This is a genomic window from Deinococcus detaillensis (assembly GCF_007280555.1).
GTDB lineage: Bacteria > Deinococcota > Deinococci > Deinococcales > Deinococcaceae > Deinococcus > Deinococcus detaillensis.
Map to the genome: position 1 here is coordinate 1 of NZ_VKDB01000041.1, position 16,156 is coordinate 16,156.

Consider the following 16,156-nt stretch of genomic DNA (forward strand, 5'->3'; position numbering starts at 1 on the left):
GCCGGGCGTTTGGAAGGGACGAGATTATTGAGCGGCTGTGGCGCGGCGAGGGAAGCGTGGAGCATAAAGTGATTGACGTGTATGTCAGCACCCTGCGCCGCAAAACCCACGACACCCTCATTGACACCATTCGCGGTACCGGCTACCGCCTCGGGCGCGGCACGTCGTGATGAAAACAGATGGGCCGGTTGCTGCTCCGTCCAATTTCTCTTGCCTGAGTTTGAGCCGTTGGAGCCTGCGCCTCAAACTCACACTGGGCTACGCGCTGGTGTTTGCTGTCTCCATCGTGTTGGGCGCGGTGGGTGTTTACGTGGTCTCCAGCGCGTCACTCACCGCGTCACTGGATCAGACGCTGCGGGAAACTGCTGCCGTCGCGCAGGCCAGTATTGAAACCCAGAACGGCCAGTCCTCGTTTTCGCCAGAGTTGAAAGCCACAGGCGACCTGACCATCGAACTGCTGTCTTCCAGGGGCAAACGTCTGGCCAGCATAGGAGCGGACGAAGACATTAAAGAAGACAAAGCCAAGCCGCCACCACTCCAACTCGGCGCGATGGGCTTTGACAACAACCGTGTGTTCACCCAACGTCTGGCAGGCGGACAGTATCTGCGAATCTCACGGCCCAGCGACACGCTAACAGAGCTGCTCACCGATCTGGCCCGCATCCTACTTTACGGCAGCATTTTGATGATCGCCGTAGCCTGTTTGGTTGGCTACGTGCTGGCTGACCGTGCCCTAAAGCCCGTGGACGCGGTAGCGCGAACCGCCGCTGCGATTGCTGGACGTGGCAATTACCGTGAGCGCGTTCCGGCGATGAGCGGCCACGACGAAATGGCCCGCCTGACCAACACCGTCAACGCCATGCTCGATCAGTTGGAACACACCATCGAGCACGAAAAACAGTTTGCCCGCATCGCCGCCCACGAACTCCGCACGCCACTGACCGTACTCAAAGGCCGCTTGGAACTCACGCTGGAGCGCCCACGCGACGCCGCCGCTTACCAAAAGGCGCTCAGCAGCATGCAGGGACGGGTCGACGCCCTCATTGCCTTATCTGAAAGTTTGCTGGCGCTTTCTCGCACGGACGCGCCCGCGCGACTGGAGCCGGTGGACCTCGCTGCTGCGGTGACCTTGGCAAGTGAGCAGTTCGGTGAGATAGCCCGCACTTCAGACAAGCGAATCGAACTTTCGCTCACCGAAAGCTGGGTCAGCGCTGAAGCTGAAGGCGTGCAGCGGGTCATCAGCAATCTGCTTGAAAACGCCCTCAAGTACAGCAGCGGTGAGACGGTGAAACTAAGCGTAAAATCGCAGGTACTCACTGTCAGCAGTGCGGGCGCGGGGCCTGAGCGTGACCAGTGGACGCGGCTGCTGCAGCCTTTTGAACGTGGCAGCGGCGTTCAAGGTATTTCAGGAAGCGGGCTGGGTTTGGCTTTGGTGGCCGCGTTGACCCGCCGCTGGAACGCAGAGCTAGTGCCGCAGTGGAGTCCAGCGCGTTTTGACGTGGAAGTGCAATTTCAAGCCGCACGGCCTCCAACCGGCCAAGCGACTTTGGTGCTGCACACTCAGCCCACTGCGCATTCAACGAAAGGCCAGATGCCGCTTTGAAATGGTTCAGGGTGCTCGGCAAAAAACGCTTGATTGTCCTGCCTGCTGCGGTGGTGCTGGTCTTGGCTGCTTGGATTAATCTACCGCTGCTGAGCCAAGTCTTTGACCAAAGTAGCGATGTGGTGGCCGCTCTGCCTCAAGTAACAGCTTTTAAGCGCGGTCAGCGACTCCTCGTTCTCTCGCCGCATCCCGACGATGAAACGCTGTGTTGTGCGGGCATGATTCAGCAAGCCCAAGCTGCTGGAGCGGCTGTGTATATCGTTTGGGTCACAGCAGGAGACGGCTTTGAAGTCGCTGCCGCGCTGAGTCAGCGTACCCTTAAGCCCAGCATTCATGACATGCGGGCGCTGGGCCAACTCCGCACCAACGAAGCTCACCGCGCCTCTGCGGTGCTGGGTGTGCCGCTGGGTCATACATTCATGTTGGGCTATCCAGATGGCGGTCTCTTTGCCCTGTTTACCACCAACTTTGAAGAGCCGTATACTGCGCCGCGCACGGGAGCAGCCAAGGTGTATGTCACGGGCGCACTGACACCGAGCGCTCCATTTAGTGGTCAGTCCCTGGAAGCAGATTTGGAGAAAGTGCTCAGCACTGTCCAGCCTGACTTGGTGCTGGCTCCAGCGCCGCAAGATTTTCACCCTGATCACCGCACGCTGTCGTATATCGCTCTGCGGCTGCTCTCAGCACGGCACCAAGCTTCACGGTTGAGATTTTGGGTGGTTCACGGCGGTCTGGAGTGGCCGCTGCCCAAGGGACTGCATCCTAAGCTCGCTCTCACCTTACCGCCGCTGGCTGCTCAGTTGCCGTGGACGCAGGTGACGCTCACGCCGGGTCAAGAAACCCTCAAAGCGCGGGCCACCGAGCAGTATCAAAGCCAGACCCGCATCATGAGCCGTTTTATGCATTCGTTTGTCAGAACCAACGAGCTGCTGAGTCCTGAAGCGGCGGCGGAAGAGCGGCTGTCGCCGCCGAAGACCTCACCTTGAGAAGACCGTCTAAGCCCAGCGGGGCGCTCCCAAGAACCCGTTGCCGAGAACCGCACCGCGCTGTAGAGCCACTGCGGATAAGCTGCTGTAGCGCTGAGGGCTTGTGGATCAGCGTGAACGCCGCGCTCTCTTTCCGCTTGCTGAGAATGGTTTTGAAGTGCATTCAATTGATGCTCACGGGGACAATGAGGCCGTTTCAGCGCTTGTACCTGCTGTACCTGCTTCAGCCGCAAGCCTTATCAGGTTCAGATCGGAGGTCAGTGCGGCAGCGTACGTATCCTGAAAAAAGCGCCCGCAAGCCAATTTCGGTTTGCGGGCGTTGGTGGGGAATGGAGGAGCGAACTCAGCCCGCTTTGAGCAGGGCGAGCAGCTCTTGCAGCGCCTTGACACTCTGAGCTTTGCTGGGCGTGCTGGAGCGAACCGCCGACAGTGCCTGATCCGCCGCGCCGTCTATGGTCGTCCATTTGGCATTGTTCTTGGCAGTCAGGGCCTTGGCGTCTTTGTCCCACAGCACCTCAAGCGCTTTGATGCGGGTTACGGCAGCAGACGGCTTGCTGCTTTGAACCAGCCCCAGCGTATCCTCGGTAATCTTGATCAGTGGACTGAGGTCGCCCAGCGGCCCAACATGAACTGCCTTGTTGGAGACCGCCGCAACGTTGGCCTTGCTGACAGCGACTGGCACGGGAGCAGCCATAACACTCTTGGACATATCGAGCGTGATGTAAGGTGAAAATCCCCGCCACAGCCGCTGTCCGATGGTCTCGATCTTCTTTTCAAAGTCGCGCTGATCGGCGTAGGTGCGGTTGAGGATAATGTCTTTACCAATCGAGGTGGGGACGCCGGGCAGGCACTTGAGGGTTTCGAGCGAGGCCGTGTTGAGGTTGACCTTAGCTTTGAGAGCCGCGTCGCACTGCGCTTTAGTAAGCGGAGTTTCCGTGGTGGCGTTCTGGGCGGCGGCAGTCTGGATAGTGGTGAGGCCGAGAAGGGTTAGGGGCAGCAGAACGAGCATTCTAGGGGTGGTCATGATGGGTTTCCTTGGGGGTTGGCGCTGGGCCGAGAGAGGGCGGTGAGGAGAGGGGCAATAGCAGGTAACGTTGATTAAACAGGACGGATGCGTCAGGTGATTTCCGTTTCTGACAGGCGAATCTGGTCTTTTCGGGTCAGGCTTAGGTAGATCACCACAGCCAAAATGGCCACCAAGAAGATGACGCTGGTCGTCACCGTGCCCAGTTCCAGCCCACCTACGTCCTTGGCCTGCGACATGTAATCGCCGATAGACGCGCCGAGGGGCCGGGTCAGGATGTAGGCGATCCAGAAGGTGGCGATGGCGTCAAATTTCACGGCGAAGTGGGCCAGCGTGACTGTGCCAATCAGTCCGGCGAACAACAGGGCCGAATTCAAGTATCCGACGTTCAGGTTCTCGGAGATCAGATCGCCCGCTGCCGTGCCCAAAGCGAAGGTGAATAGCACAGTCAGCCAGTAGAACGCCTCGCGCTTGGCCGTGAAGATGCTGTGGATGGAGAGCGTTTTTTCGCTGCGGTACCACCCGATGAAGGTGAGGGCGAGCAGCACCGAGAAGATGATGGTGCTGGTCACCAGCGTGATGTTGAAGGTGTTGACCATGTTATCGGTGATCAAGGTTCCCACCACGCTAATCAGGACGACGCACAGCCAGTACACCCACGGTATATAGCGGCGTGCGCGAAACTGCATCACGAGCGCGATCACAGTCAGTGAAATCATCAGCGCCGAGGTGCCCACCAGTCCAAAGTTGAGGTTGGTGTTGATCCAGTCGGCAGCTGTCTCACCAACAGTGGTACACAAAATCTTGATGATCCAGAAGAACAGTGTGATCTCTGGCACCTTGCTGATCAGGATTCGCAGTGCGCTGTTTTGGGCGGGGACGGCAGCGGTCATGCTTGGCCTCCGCGCAAGGAGCTAAGGGCAGGGGCAAGGATGGTGCGGGGGTGCTGATTCATTGTTGAACCTCCTGCGCGGGCATTTGTTCAAAGCGCATGGGCAGTGTAAGAAAGTAAGGTATAAACGCGGTATAGCAGGGCAGCACGGAGCGGGCGGAGATTGCCATACCCACACATAGACGACAAATTGACGCCCCACCGATTGGGCGGGGCGCAGTACTGGAGCTGAAGAACGTCACTTCGACGCTGTGGGCGGTGTGCTTTCAGACAGCGGACAGTTGGCCGCTGAAATTGCCGAAGACGCCTTGAGAAGGACGGGCCAGCCATTTGGCGTGGGCGGCAATTGCTCGGCCCCTCACTGATGGCTGCGGATCAGCATGGACGCCACGTTTTCCTGTGATACCAAGGCTGTAAAGCGTGCCAAGCACCGCTGGGTTTTCAAGGAGATCGACGCCGCCGCGCTGCCAATAATCTACGGTGGAACGCAAGCAAGCGGCCACCAGAAACGGCGCTTGTCCGTCACTCAGGAGGAAGTGGCGAGATTGGGAGGCGCTCGTCAGCACAGGCAGGTGGCCTTCCGCACTCAGCCGTGCCAGCGTGCCGCCTTTCATCTGCGCTCGGCCCAAACTAAATGTGTCCACGCTGCGGCCACAGGCACGCTCAATGCTTTGAATCAGCAGTTGTTCGGCCCAATCCGGCAACAGCATACTCAGGCGCATCAGGGCATTTTGAAAATGATCGGCGGCGTCCAAGCGGGTGCGCTCGTCAGCCAGGATACTGGCGATCAGCGCGGGTGAAATACCAAACTGCTGACCCGCCTGAACAATCTCCCGCTGCGTTTGAGCGCTGAAAATCACCTGACGCAGCCGCATCTCGCGCCGCCACTGCTGCACCTGAGTCCAACCAAACATGGGCCAACGAGATTGAGTCAAAGTCTTCATGCCGCGCAGTCTGAGCCAAGTCGGTATAAAGGCGGTATAGCGTGACCATCTTCAGCGGTGCTGCAAGAAAAACGCCCCAATCTGCCGTCCTATTTCGGCATTCACGTAGCCGTGCGTGAGGTGCTGGCCGCTGACTTGCACCACCTCGACGCTCGCTCCAGCGCTGCGGGCCAGATGAGCCAAGCGGCCTCCATTTTTGGCGCTACTGACCACCGTATCTTGCGGGCTGACCACCACTATCAGTGGCGTGCGCCTGCCCACAAAGTGCCGAAAGTAATTGACTGGATCAGATGTGATGAGAGGCGCTGAGCCGTAAGCGGCGGTGATACTTTTTCCCCTGCTCACCGATGACCTCACTGCGTCTTGCAAGTTGACCCGCCCAGCCACCAGCGCCACCGCTTTGATGGGAATGCCCAGCGTGCGGCGGTAAGCGGTGAGCGTGGCGGGCAGAGCGCTCATAGAAACGCCCAATGTATAGACCCGCCCATCATGCTGGAAGTGCGGTAAGGCGGCTTTGTAGCTGCGCTGGATGGAGGACAGCGCCGCCGTGTTGCCCCAGGTGCTCGGCCCACCGTCGCTGCTGAGCAGCAGCACGAAGCCCTGCGTGTCAATGGCGTCCAGTAGGGTGTCAAACGGTGCATGTTGGATACCAGCGCTCGCCAGCCCGCCGCGCCCGTGTGAGACGATCACCAGACTGCACGGTTTGGCCCGGCAGGCTTTGGGGACGACGAGTTGCGCGTCGCCTGCTGCATCAGGCAACGTCAGATTTCGATGCCCATCCGGATCATTGACCCAAGCGGCCAGAGCCCCTGGTTGAAGCGGCGCGAAGGTCAGCAGCGCCGCAAACGACAGGCGAGTCACAGATGGGAGTAGAGACATAAGCATTCAGTGTAGAGGCAAAGGGTGAAAACGCCGTAGAGCAAAACGCCGCGCCTGAGCTTGCTTATACCCTCCCTATACCATTTGGACTTAATGTGAGTTGTGAAAACTTTGCTTTCTGTTCCCCTTCTCCTGCTCAGCATGGCGCTGGCCCAGCCTGCTCCCGGCCAAGTTCAGCCCCTCGCTCCCGGCACAAGGGCTGCGACGCGCCTTCAGACCTTGACCCTGACACCGCCGATCCCCGAAGTGAAAACAGTGGAAGTGCAGAGCAACGGCTTCGTGCGGGCCGCTCACACCATCTTGTTGCTTCCCACGGCGCAGGCCACTGACGCACGGGCCACCCAGTTGGCACTCCTGGCGGCTGAACGCACCTACCGCGCCGCGCCGGACTTGCTCGAGGTGGACGTCAGTGTTTACCGATCTGGCAATTACGCGGGCTTCGGGGGGCCGCTGCCGCTGCTGACCCTCTCGGTGCCGCGTGAGAGATTGGCTACTCTCAGAAACAGCATCAAGAACGATCAGTACGACCGAATTTGGATCAATCCGCAAATTGAAGCGCCGGAACCCGTCGGCGTAGTGGTCGAGGCCCCTGAAAAGCTGCCGGTGTTTGAAGGCACGCCTGCCGAAATCAAGGCTTATCAGTTGCAAAAATCGTTGGGGCAAGCCGGAGGTGGCGTGCGAAACGGGTTGTTGTTTCAGGGCAATCCAGCGCGGCGGCAAGTCGCCCTGACCTTTGATGACGCGCCGCACCCGATGTACTTTCCTCTGGTGCTCGATTTACTGCGCCGCGCCGGTGTCAAAGCCACCTTTTTCGTCATTGGGCGCAATGTTCAGGCGTATCCCTATTTTGCTGAAGACCTGATACGCGGCGGTCATGAAATCGCCAACCACACCTTTCACCATGTGCGGCTGCCGAGTCTGAGTTCAGCCCAGATCAAAGCTGAACTGAGCAGCACCAATACCTTGCTTACCCAACTCAGCGGTCAGAAGGTGCAGTATTTCCGTCCTCCAGGCGGGCGGTATACCACCCGCGTTCTCAATGTCGCCAAAGAACTCGGCCTCACCACGGTGTTTTGGACGGATGACCCCGGCGACTTTCAAAATCCCGGTGTAGAAACGGTGGAAGCCCGTTTTGACAAACACCTCAAGCCCGGCGGGATTATTTTGCTGCACGACAATGCTCCCGATGGCCTCTTGGCCCTCCCCGATCTGCTCAAGGTGGCGAAACAGCGGGGCTACACCGTGACGACGGTAGGCGGACTCGGACGTTGAGTCGTTAGGGTGTTTGCACATTGGTCTTCACAGAGCACTTTTTGGCTTCCTAAAGCGGTTTACAGAAGATGCCGTCCAAGAATCAAGAATAAGACCTCTCGTCCAAGCTGAGTCCGCAAATCCCTCAGTCTGCGGTCGTTGTTCATCAGACCGAGAGATTCTGAGGCAGGTGGACGCCACCCGGCTGCCTGCCTCGGTGCCGCAGCCCTCAGATGTTCGGCACAAGGTCAAAATACTCGTGATCCTCGTTTGCGCCGCCAAAGCCCTGTCCCACTTCCTTCTCGCTGGCAACGAATTCAACACTGCTGATCCATTTGATCATCTTGTACCCAAGTTGGTTCTCGGCCCGCAGCCTCAGCGGCGCACCGTGGTTGGCTCCCAACTGCTCGCCGTTCATTTCGTAGGCCAGTAGGCACTGGGGATGGCGGGCGTCTTTCATGGAGAGCGTTTCGTAATATTCCCCGCCGTACAGCCCTTCACCGAACGAATGAAACACCACCACCCGCGCTTCGGGCTGGGGCTGTACCAAATCAATCAGAGCGCTCATCGGCAGCCCGCCCCACTCGGCCACGCCTGACCAGCCCTGAATACAGTGGTGCAGCGTGATTTGATGGTGCTGACCCAGCGCCATGATCTCGCCCAGTGAGAGTTCAACCGGATGATTGACCAGGCCCGACACCCGCAGCTTAAATCCCTCAAAGTCTTCAGACAATAAGGTCTGCCATTCCTGCGAAGTCGGCAGCTTACCGTTGGACCAAAAATGTGGGGAAATGTCCGCTGTGCTGAATTCAGACTTGGGCGTCAGGGGATCAAGTGTCCGCAGAGTCAGCGTCCCAACACTGCGGTGGGCCGCCAGCTGCAAGGCACGTGGATGGTGCCAGGACACCCAGTAGGCTGCGAACAGGAGGGCGAGGGCAACGATGATGCCGACTGTGCCGAGCATCCATCCGGCGGGGCCACCGGTGTCTGTACCCATAACGATATGGTTCATATTTCGGACAACGCCAGTGGTGAGAACCAGAGCAACGTGGATCATCAAAAACACTGAGAAACCTACCATCAGCAGGAAATGCAGTGACCTCGCGCCCTGCCGCCCATCGAATAAACGTGGATACCACGCAAAGCGGCCATCCAGCGCGGGCGACATGGCGAGGCCGCTCAGAATCGACAGCGGGGCCATCACGAACACGACGGCGAAATAAGCGAGTTGCTGCAAGGCTTGATAGGCGTAAAAGCCGTCCGGCTCGGGAGGCAAGTGAAAGGTTGCGTAATGAACGAAGATTCTCCAAGCGTCAGGGAGAATGCCCCAGTAGGTCGGCACCAGCCGCGCCCAATGGCCCTGTGCGAACAGTAATGCTACATAAATCACGCCTGTCAGCACCCAGAACAGCACCGAGAGGAAGTGCCAGTGTCGCGCTACGCCGACGGTGTGGCGGTAGCCGGGTAGGCTCCATAGCGGCGAGATGTAACGGGCGTCGTCTTTGGCCGTCCAGATGCGGTCGGTCGGCACCGCCAGCGGCGTGAAGCGAATCCATTCCGAATTGGGGGTGCAGTCTTGGTGGCGGTACAGGCGAGGGTGATCGGCCAGAATCGACAGGCCGCTGCGGATCAAGAGAAGCATCAAGACGAAACTGATGTAATGCGCGGTTCGCAGCCACAGCGGAAAACCGGAAGAGCCGGGGAAGGCGCGAACTGGATTTGCTACAGCGGGCAGGCCGAAGAACCCGTACTGAATCCAGGCAATGATGATCGGCAGCGCGACCAGCATTGTCAAACCGATCAGCAACGTTGGCCGGATCCACAGACCCGGGCGGCGATCTACCGGGAAATGAACCTTATTTTCCCGTGGAGGTGTTAAAGGTGTCATTTTCTCCTCCTCAGCCTGCCGCTCTTTAGTATTCAGTTATGACTGAGCGGCAGACCCAAGCAGAGCAGCGACGTCGTCCTGATGCACTGGGCGGCTCCTCAAGTGGCTTGATCACCACTCTGATGACTTCACCTTAAATCTGCCGGGTGTGAGAAATCAGCAAAAGAGCAGAGCATTGGGTAAGTCGTTCAGGTCATCAGAAATGGCTGCCTAAAAGTGCCAACTCAGTCTGTTGTTCTTGTTGTGAACGGCCCTACTGCTTCACCGAAGGCTCAATAGGGGCGCTGCCAAGAGAGGAGGATCGAGGATCAAGTAAGATAGAACTTCAGAATCAGGGAGGCCGTTATGTCTGAAGGAAGACCCGATCGCCCATAACCCATCGCCCTCAACCGCTACGATCTGAAGGGTCAACTCGCCCGCCTGCGCAGCGACGAGCCCCTTTCAAAGTACGGACGTGATTCACTGACGCTGGTTCGTGATCCGGGCTTCACGCTCCTGCTGATGGTGCTGAAGGCGGGAACAGGCCTGCCAGAGCACACCGCCCCCGGCCCGATCAGCGTCTTGGTGCTTGATGGCTGCGCCGCGTTCACTTCTCAGGGCACGCAGCTTGACCTCGGCCCACATGAGCTGGTCACGCTGCCTGCCCGCGTCCCGCATGCTGTGATGGCGCTGGAAGACAGCGCACTCCTGATCACCATCGCTGAACCTGTCACGCACACCAGTGCTGTTGGTCTCGGGCGTGAGCAGCAAGCAGAGAAAGAGCAAGCTCACAAGCAGGATTGACGGCGGCCGAACTTTAACGCCGCGGACGTGAGGGAGATGTCTTGGCGCGTTAATGGTGCAGCACCAACGCACACAAGAGCAGTAGCGAGGTTGCCAAACTGCCCAGCGGCGTGAGCTCGGGTCTGAGATTGGCCGCTACGGTGTTGACTTGCACCACGAGCATCTCGGCGTGGGGCGGCTTCTGGGCCTGTTCGGTGCCCTGCGCTCCAATCAGCAGGGATGGAAGATCGTTTGACACGGCTGAAGCCAGGCGGCGATTGTTCAGCGGCAGGGCAGCGCGTCCAGCAGAGTTTTTACATCTATTACACATTATACCGGGCTTATACCGCCCTGGCCTACCGTCGGAGTCACGGAGGTCAATTTATGTTCAAATTCAACTCGTTCAAACACGTCTTCATTTCAGCCGCTCTGGTGGGCAGCTTCTCCTTTGCCCAGACGCCCGCTGCCTCACCCACTTCGCAGATGGCTCCAGAAGTGCATCCAGTCGGTGACATTCCCGACAACCAAGCATTCGTACCGTACCGCAACGCGGCAGGTGGCTACACGATTGATGCGCCGGAAGGCTGGGCACGCACCGTCAACGGCAGTGATGTGTCGTTTCTCTCCAAACTGGGCGAAGTCAAAGTTACAGTGACACCCAGCAAGGCCGCCCCCAGTGTCAGCAGCGTCCGCGCCGACACCCTCAAGGCGCTGGCGGGCACGGAGTCTGGCGTCAAAATCAACACGGTCAAGGCCATCAAGCTTCCGGCAGGGACGGCCATTCTCGCCAGCTTTGATTCTCTTTCCGCTGCTAACGCCGTGACCGGCAAGGCGGCGCTCCTGGAAAACGATCTGTACGTTCTCAATCACGCCGGGCAGCAAGTTCAGTTGCGCTTCTCCGCGCCCAAGGGGTCGGACAACGTGGACGCTTGGCGGCAAATGTCGCGCTCACTGCGGTGGAAATGAGCGTCATGGAAGCCACCGATCTCTACCGCTTCTACCATGTGGGTGACGAGGAAACCCGCGCCCTGCGGGGCGTGAGTCTGGACGTGCGGCCCGGCGAGCTGACGGTGCTCCTCGGCAAATCTGGCAGCGGCAAAAGCACCTTGCTGGCGTGTCTGGCGGGCTTGGACGATCCCGACGGCGGCGTGGTCAGCGTCAATGGGCGAACTTTATCGCGCCAACCCGAACGGGTGCGGGCGGCGCTCAGGGCCGAGCATCTGGGCGTGATGCTTCAGGGCGGGAACCTGATTGCCCACCTGAATGTGCTGGACAACGTGACGCTGACGGGCCGCTTGAATGGCAAGCCAGACGAAGACGGGGCCATAAAACTTCTAACTCAGTTGGGCCTCGCCGAGCGCTTACATGCTTTTCCCGCGCAGCTTTCCGGCGGCGAAACGGCCCGCGCTTCACTGGCCGCCGCACTCGCTCACCGCCCTCGCGTGCTGCTGGCCGACGAACCCACCGCCGAGGTGGACGCCCAGACCGAGCAGCACGTCATCGCGGTCATCAAGGACTTTGTGCGTCGAAATCAGAGTGCCGCCGTGATCGCCACCCACAGCCCCAGATTGGCCGAGCAAGCCGACCGGGTGCTGCGGATTCAAGACGGGCGGTGGCAAGATGCCTGAGGCTGAACGAATCGAGCGCCTGACCTTTGAATCCGCGCAGGTCTGGCCCCAAGCCGCTGAAACGCGCCGGGGCGAAGTCGCGCTGGTGACGGCCCAGAATCTCAGCCGCGAATATGGCAAAGTGGCGGCCCTCAAGCGAGCCAGCCTCAGCATTTTTCCCGGCGACAGCATTGCCCTGCTGGGCACCTCCGGCAGCGGCAAGAGTACCTTGCTTCACCTGCTGGGCGGCCTGGACCAGCCGACAGGCGGCGAACTGAGCTGGCCCGCGCTGGGTGACAGTGCTGATCTGCGGCCCAGCAAAGTGGCCTTCGTGTTTCAGGCCCAGAGCTTGATGCCGCCCCTCACCGCGTTAGAAAATGTGGCCTTGCCGCTGTTGCTGCTCGGCGCAAATCCAGAAGCAGCTAAACAGCAAGCCGCCGCCGTGCTGGACACACTGGAACTCTCGGCCATCGCCGGGCAGTTGCCCGAAGAACTCTCTGGCGGGCAGGCCCAGCGGGTGGCGGTGGCCCGCGCCCTGATCGCCAAGCCGCAACTGATTCTGGCCGACGAACCCACCGGCCAGCTCGACTCGGCCACCGCCCAGCACTTGATGGACGTGTTGCTCGCGGCGCTGAGTCCACAAACCGCGCTGGTGATGGCCACCCATGACGAGACGGTGGCCCGCCGCCTGAACACCGTCTGGCGCATGAAAGACGGCGTCTTGGAGGAGCACCCATGATTACTCTATGGTTGCGCGGCCTGCTGCGAGAACGGCCCCTGAGACTGTGGGGCGCGGCCACCGGCATCATGCTCACAGTGGCGTTTCTGGCGCTGCTGCTGAGCTTTATCGCTTCCGGCAACGCCAACATGACCCGCCGCGCCGCCGCCTCGGTGCCGGTCGACTGGCAGGTCCTGCTGGGCCAGAACACTACGCCCGCCGCCGCCGAGCAGGCCATCAAAGCCGCCACGGCTATCAAAACCCTGCTGCCGGTGCAGTACGCCGATGTGGCCAGCTTCACTGCAAATACGGGCGGTACGGTGCAAACGACGGGCGCTGGCAAGGTACTGGGCCTTCCGAACGGCTACCGCACAGCTTTTCCTTCCGAGATTCGCCCGCTGATCGGCTCACCCGACGGTGTGGTGATCTCGCAGCAAACGGCGGCCAACTTGCACGCAGCGGTGGGTGACATGATCAACATAGGCCGCTACGGAGCCGCCAGCGTGCTGGTAACAGTGGCGGGCGTGGTCGATCTGCCGCAGGCCGATTCGCTGTTTCAGGCGGTGGGCGCACCTAAGGGCCTTGCGCCGCAAGCTCCGCCGGACAATGTGCTGCTGCTGCCCCAGGCTCAATTTGACCAACTCTTTGCGCCGCAGCGGCTGGCGCGGCCCGACACGGTCAAGACCGAGCTTCACATTCGGCTGGCGACCGTCTTGCCCAGCGATCCGGGCCGGGCCTTCGCGCTGGTCGGCGCACTCGCCAACAACGTGGAGGCGCGGCTGTCCGGCGGCGCGGTGGTCGGCGACACGCTGGGCGTCACTTTAGATGGAGCGCGTGAAAATGCCCTCTACGCCCAGGCGCTGTTCTTGTTTCTGGGGCTGCCCGGCGCGATCCTGGCCGCGACCTTGACCCTCAGCGTGGCGAGCGCGAGCGCGGCCCAGCGGCAAAGTGAAGCGGCCCTGCTCAGGGTACGCGGCGCGTCTGAGCGTCTGATCGTCCAGCTCGGCGCAGCGGAAGCGCTGACGGTGGGCCTGGTCGGAACGGTGCTGGGACTGGTTTTGTTCGTGGTTCTCTCGCCGCTGCTGACCGGCGGCTTATCGGGCGGCTGGCTGGCTTACCTGCTGCCGGTGCTGGCAGGGTTATCGCTGGCGCTCTTGGCAGTGCTACTGCCCACTTACCGCGCGGTGCGCTCGTCCACTGTGGCGGCCCAGCGGCAAGCGGTGGGTCGGGTTGGCGTTCCGTTGTGGCAGCGCCTGTACCTTGACTTGATTTTGCTGGTCGTCGCCGCCGCCGAGTTCTGGCGCAGTGCGGCGGGCGGTTATCAACTGGTGCTGGCCCCTGAAGGCGTCACCAAGGCCAGCATTCAACTCGAAGCCTTCGTGGCTCCGCTGGCCCTCTGGCTGGGCGGAACCTTACTGGGCCTGCGCCTGCTGGGTTGGCTGCTGGGAAAAGGCCGTCTGACGGGTCTGCTGCGGCCATTCGGCGGCAACCTCTCGGCCACCGTCGCCTCAGTGCTGGAACGCCAGCGGCCCCTGCTGCTACGCGGCGCAGCGCTGGTGTCGCTGGCAGGCGCGTTCGCGGTGTCCACGTCTATCTTCAACGCCACCTACAACGATCAAGCGCGGGTGGACGCGGTGCTGACCAACGGATCGGACGTGACCGTGACGGGCAACGCCAACAACCCGGCAGGGCCGCATCTGGCCGACTTGCAAAAGCTGCCGGGCGTGGTCAAGACCCAGCCGCTGATTCACCGTTTTGCCTACGTGGGCGCGGACCTGCAGGACATCTACGGCATCGATGCGGCCCACTTCACCGATGTCAGTCGCCTCGCGGACAGCTACTTCAAGGACATCACGGCCACGCAGGCGCTGGACAAGCTCAAGGCCACGCCGAACGCCATTTTCGTCTCGCAGGAAACGGTCAACGACTATCAGCTCTCACTGGGCGATACCCTCAAGCTGCGCCTGCTGAACGCCAAAACGCATCTGTACAGCGTGGTGCCGTTCAGCTTGGCGGGCGTGGTGCGCGAGTTTCCGACGGCTCCCAAGGATTCGTTTCTGGTCACCAATGCCAGCTACGTGGCGCAGATGACCGGCAATCCGGTGGCGGAAGTCGCCTTGCTTCAAATCAGCGGCAACCCTCAGACCGTGGTGAGTGGAGCACAGCAACTGCTCAGCGGCGTGCCGGGCATTCAAGTGACCGATCTGGCGGCGGTGCGTGGCAAGATCGCTTCGGGTCTCACGGCTGTGAATCTGGCAGGCCTGTCCAGAATAGAGCTGGCTTTTGCTGCTTTGCTGCTGGCGGCTTCCACCGGCTTGGTGCTAGCGCTGGGCCTTTCCGAGCGGCGGCGCACCTTCACGGTGCTGAGTGCCCTCGGCGCGAAGGCGTCGCAACTCGGCGCGTTTTTGTCGGGTGAAGCATTGGTCGTCGTCGGTTTGGGCGGCGCGTTCGGACTGGCCTTGGGCCTTGGCGTGGCGCAGACGTTGATCAAGCTGCTTCAGGGCGTCTTTGATCCGCCACCGGAAGCCTTACTGCTGCCCTGGGCGTACCTGGTGGCGCTGCTGTTCTCGGCGGGCCTGAGTACCTGGCTGGCACTGCGCTGGGCACGGGCGGCCTCGGCGCGGCGAGTCACGGAGGTGCTGCGTGCGTCGTAGAACTGAAGTTCATCAGGCACTTGGAGCCGGGGCAAGGAGGAAGCCAGACACCCTTTCTCACGCTCCCCGCGCACACTGCGGCATGTCAACGTTACTCCCACTCCTTGGCCTGCTGAGTTTGGGCTTGTTGAGTGCTGCTCAGGCCGCACCCATGAGCGCTCAGCCTGCCCCCCATATCTTCGTACTGATCCTTGAAAATCACAGTTACGATCAGGTGATCGGTAACCCGAGTTTGCCCACCTTCAATGCCCTCGTCAAACGCGGCGCTTTGGCCCGTCAGTACACCGGCGTGACCCATCCGAGTTTGCCGAATTATGTGGCGCTGATCGCGGGTAGCACCATGAAACTCGAAGGTGACAATCCAGCGCAGTCGTTTACTGGCAATACGTTGGTCACGCAGCTGAGTGCCAAGAATTTGACTTGGAAAGGTTATATGCAAGGTTTGCCTCAAGCGGGTTCTACCGTGTATTTTTCAGGGTTATACGGCAAGAAGCACAACCCACTTTTACTGAGCAGTGACATTGCCAGTGATCCTCAACAAGCGGCCAAAGTCGTGCCGTTTGAGCAACTCGCTGCCGACCTCGATGCGGGTCGTGTTCCAAACTTCTCGCTCTTGGTGCCGGATTTATGCCACGACCTTCACGGCGACCTGCGCTGCTTGGGGCGGGCCAAAGTTGAGCGACTGGGCGACGCCTTTCTCAAGACGTGGGCCACCAAGATCATGACTTCGGCCATTTGGAAGCCCGGCGCAGCGCTGATCATCACTTTTGATGAGGGCGAGGACGAGCAGGGCGGCGGTGGCCGCGTACCCACCCTGATCTTGACGCCAGACGGTCCAGCCGGCGTTGTCATACGGATTCCGATTAATTCGTTATCTTTGGCCACTAGTGGAAGCCTGTCAACGCCTTGACCCGATCCTGTTGTTTTTCCAGCCAGCAGCATTGTGCG

16 protein-coding genes are annotated in these 16,156 nt (G+C 60.4%); 10 read left to right on the top strand and 6 right to left on the bottom strand.

The features are described from left to right. From FNU79_RS17815 to FNU79_RS17825, 3 genes are all read left to right on the top strand, one after another. The coding region (locus FNU79_RS17815) for a winged helix-turn-helix domain-containing protein (protein WP_143722145.1) at positions 1–170 on the top strand (170 nt) is incomplete at its 5' end. A 50-nt stretch (positions 171–220) separates the two neighbouring features. Further along, positions 221–1,603 carry a sensor histidine kinase gene (locus FNU79_RS17820; protein WP_225430159.1) on the top strand — a complete coding sequence of 461 codons (1,383 nt, stop codon included), beginning with the start codon at positions 221–223 and terminating at the stop codon, positions 1,601–1,603. After that, complete coding sequence (locus tag FNU79_RS17825; protein WP_225430160.1) at positions 1,600–2,589, top strand: PIG-L deacetylase family protein; 990 nt, start codon at positions 1,600–1,602, stop codon at positions 2,587–2,589. The genes FNU79_RS17820 and FNU79_RS17825 overlap by 4 nt, the downstream gene beginning before the upstream one ends. A gap of 343 nt (positions 2,590–2,932) precedes the next feature. On the opposite strand, the gene FNU79_RS17830 is transcribed toward FNU79_RS17825, so the two are convergent. From FNU79_RS17830 to FNU79_RS17845, 4 genes are all read right to left on the bottom strand, one after another. Beyond that, positions 2,933–3,613 (bottom strand): hypothetical protein, encoded by a 681-nt coding sequence (locus FNU79_RS17830; protein WP_143722146.1) that lies wholly within the window; start codon positions 3,611–3,613, stop codon positions 2,933–2,935. 92 nt (positions 3,614–3,705) lie between these two features. Continuing rightward, positions 3,706–4,506, bottom strand: a complete 801-nt coding sequence (locus FNU79_RS17835; RefSeq protein ID WP_143722147.1) for a COG4705 family protein — start codon at positions 4,504–4,506, stop codon at positions 3,706–3,708. Between the two features lie 265 nt (positions 4,507–4,771). Further along, positions 4,772–5,449, bottom strand: a complete 678-nt coding sequence (locus FNU79_RS17840; protein WP_143722148.1) for a hypothetical protein — start codon at positions 5,447–5,449, stop codon at positions 4,772–4,774. Positions 5,450–5,500: 51 nt separating this feature from the next. Continuing rightward, positions 5,501–6,328: a hypothetical protein gene (locus tag FNU79_RS17845; protein WP_143722149.1), complete on the bottom strand. Its 828-nt coding sequence runs from the start codon at positions 6,326–6,328 to the stop codon at positions 5,501–5,503. A 102-nt stretch (positions 6,329–6,430) separates the two neighbouring features. Here FNU79_RS17845 and FNU79_RS17850 point away from each other — a divergent pair, with 102 nt between their 5' ends. Further along, positions 6,431–7,600 (top strand): polysaccharide deacetylase family protein, encoded by a 1,170-nt coding sequence (locus FNU79_RS17850; RefSeq protein WP_225430161.1) that lies wholly within the window; start codon positions 6,431–6,433, stop codon positions 7,598–7,600. Between the two features lie 208 nt (positions 7,601–7,808). Here the strand turns inward: FNU79_RS17850 and FNU79_RS17855 are convergent, their stop codons facing one another. Further along, on the bottom strand, positions 7,809–9,467 hold the full coding sequence (locus FNU79_RS17855) for a molybdopterin-dependent oxidoreductase (RefSeq protein WP_143722150.1): 1,659 nt from the start codon (positions 9,465–9,467) through the stop codon (positions 7,809–7,811). 501 nt (positions 9,468–9,968) lie between these two features. Between FNU79_RS17855 and FNU79_RS17860 the strand changes: the two genes are divergently transcribed. Further along, positions 9,969–10,250, top strand: coding sequence for a cupin domain-containing protein (locus FNU79_RS17860; RefSeq protein WP_143722151.1), 282 nt, complete (start codon positions 9,969–9,971; stop codon positions 10,248–10,250). A 49-nt stretch (positions 10,251–10,299) separates the two neighbouring features. Here the strand turns inward: FNU79_RS17860 and FNU79_RS17865 are convergent, their stop codons facing one another. Continuing rightward, positions 10,300–10,488 carry a hypothetical protein gene (locus FNU79_RS17865; protein ID WP_143722152.1) on the bottom strand — a complete coding sequence of 63 codons (189 nt, stop codon included), beginning with the start codon at positions 10,486–10,488 and terminating at the stop codon, positions 10,300–10,302. A 125-nt stretch (positions 10,489–10,613) separates the two neighbouring features. On the opposite strand from FNU79_RS17865, the gene FNU79_RS17870 reads away from it, so the two are divergent. From FNU79_RS17870 to FNU79_RS17890, 5 genes are all read left to right on the top strand, one after another. Beyond that, positions 10,614–11,195, top strand: a complete 582-nt coding sequence (locus tag FNU79_RS17870; protein WP_143722153.1) for a hypothetical protein — start codon at positions 10,614–10,616, stop codon at positions 11,193–11,195. A gap of 5 nt (positions 11,196–11,200) precedes the next feature. After that, the gene (locus tag FNU79_RS17875; protein ID WP_225430162.1) at positions 11,201–11,857 is read left to right on the top strand and encodes an ABC transporter ATP-binding protein; all 657 of its coding nucleotides are present in this window, start codon (positions 11,201–11,203) and stop codon (positions 11,855–11,857) included. Next, entirely contained in the window at positions 11,850–12,575 is a 726-nt protein-coding gene (locus FNU79_RS17880; RefSeq protein WP_143722155.1) for an ABC transporter ATP-binding protein, read from the top strand. Before FNU79_RS17875 ends, FNU79_RS17880 begins: the two co-directional genes overlap by 8 nt. Further along, complete coding sequence (locus FNU79_RS17885) at positions 12,572–15,208, top strand: ABC transporter permease (RefSeq protein ID WP_143722156.1); 2,637 nt, start codon at positions 12,572–12,574, stop codon at positions 15,206–15,208. The genes FNU79_RS17880 and FNU79_RS17885 overlap by 4 nt, the downstream gene beginning before the upstream one ends. Positions 15,209–15,290: 82 nt before the next feature. Then, entirely contained in the window at positions 15,291–16,118 is an 828-nt protein-coding gene (locus FNU79_RS17890) for an alkaline phosphatase family protein (RefSeq protein ID WP_143722157.1), read from the top strand. Positions 16,119–16,156 lie beyond the last annotated feature (38 nt).

Coding starts and splice junctions, on each gene's coding strand:
- FNU79_RS17830 (WP_143722146.1), bottom strand. CDS start 3,613: ATGACCACCCCTAGAATGCTCGTTCTGCTGCCCCTAACCCTTCTCGGC.
- FNU79_RS17835 (WP_143722147.1), bottom strand. CDS start 4,506: ATGACCGCTGCCGTCCCCGCCCAAAACAGCGCACTGCGAATCCTGATC.
- FNU79_RS17840 (WP_143722148.1), bottom strand. CDS start 5,449: ATGAAGACTTTGACTCAATCTCGTTGGCCCATGTTTGGTTGGACTCAG.
- FNU79_RS17845 (WP_143722149.1), bottom strand. CDS start 6,328: ATGTCTCTACTCCCATCTGTGACTCGCCTGTCGTTTGCGGCGCTGCTG.
- FNU79_RS17855 (WP_143722150.1), bottom strand. CDS start 9,467: ATGACACCTTTAACACCTCCACGGGAAAATAAGGTTCATTTCCCGGTA.
- FNU79_RS17860 (WP_143722151.1), top strand. CDS start 9,969: ATGGTGCTGAAGGCGGGAACAGGCCTGCCAGAGCACACCGCCCCCGGC.
- FNU79_RS17870 (WP_143722153.1), top strand. CDS start 10,614: ATGTTCAAATTCAACTCGTTCAAACACGTCTTCATTTCAGCCGCTCTG.
- FNU79_RS17875 (WP_225430162.1), top strand. CDS start 11,201: ATGGAAGCCACCGATCTCTACCGCTTCTACCATGTGGGTGACGAGGAA.
- FNU79_RS17880 (WP_143722155.1), top strand. CDS start 11,850: ATGCCTGAGGCTGAACGAATCGAGCGCCTGACCTTTGAATCCGCGCAG.
- FNU79_RS17885 (WP_143722156.1), top strand. CDS start 12,572: ATGATTACTCTATGGTTGCGCGGCCTGCTGCGAGAACGGCCCCTGAGA.
- FNU79_RS17890 (WP_143722157.1), top strand. CDS start 15,291: ATGTCAACGTTACTCCCACTCCTTGGCCTGCTGAGTTTGGGCTTGTTG.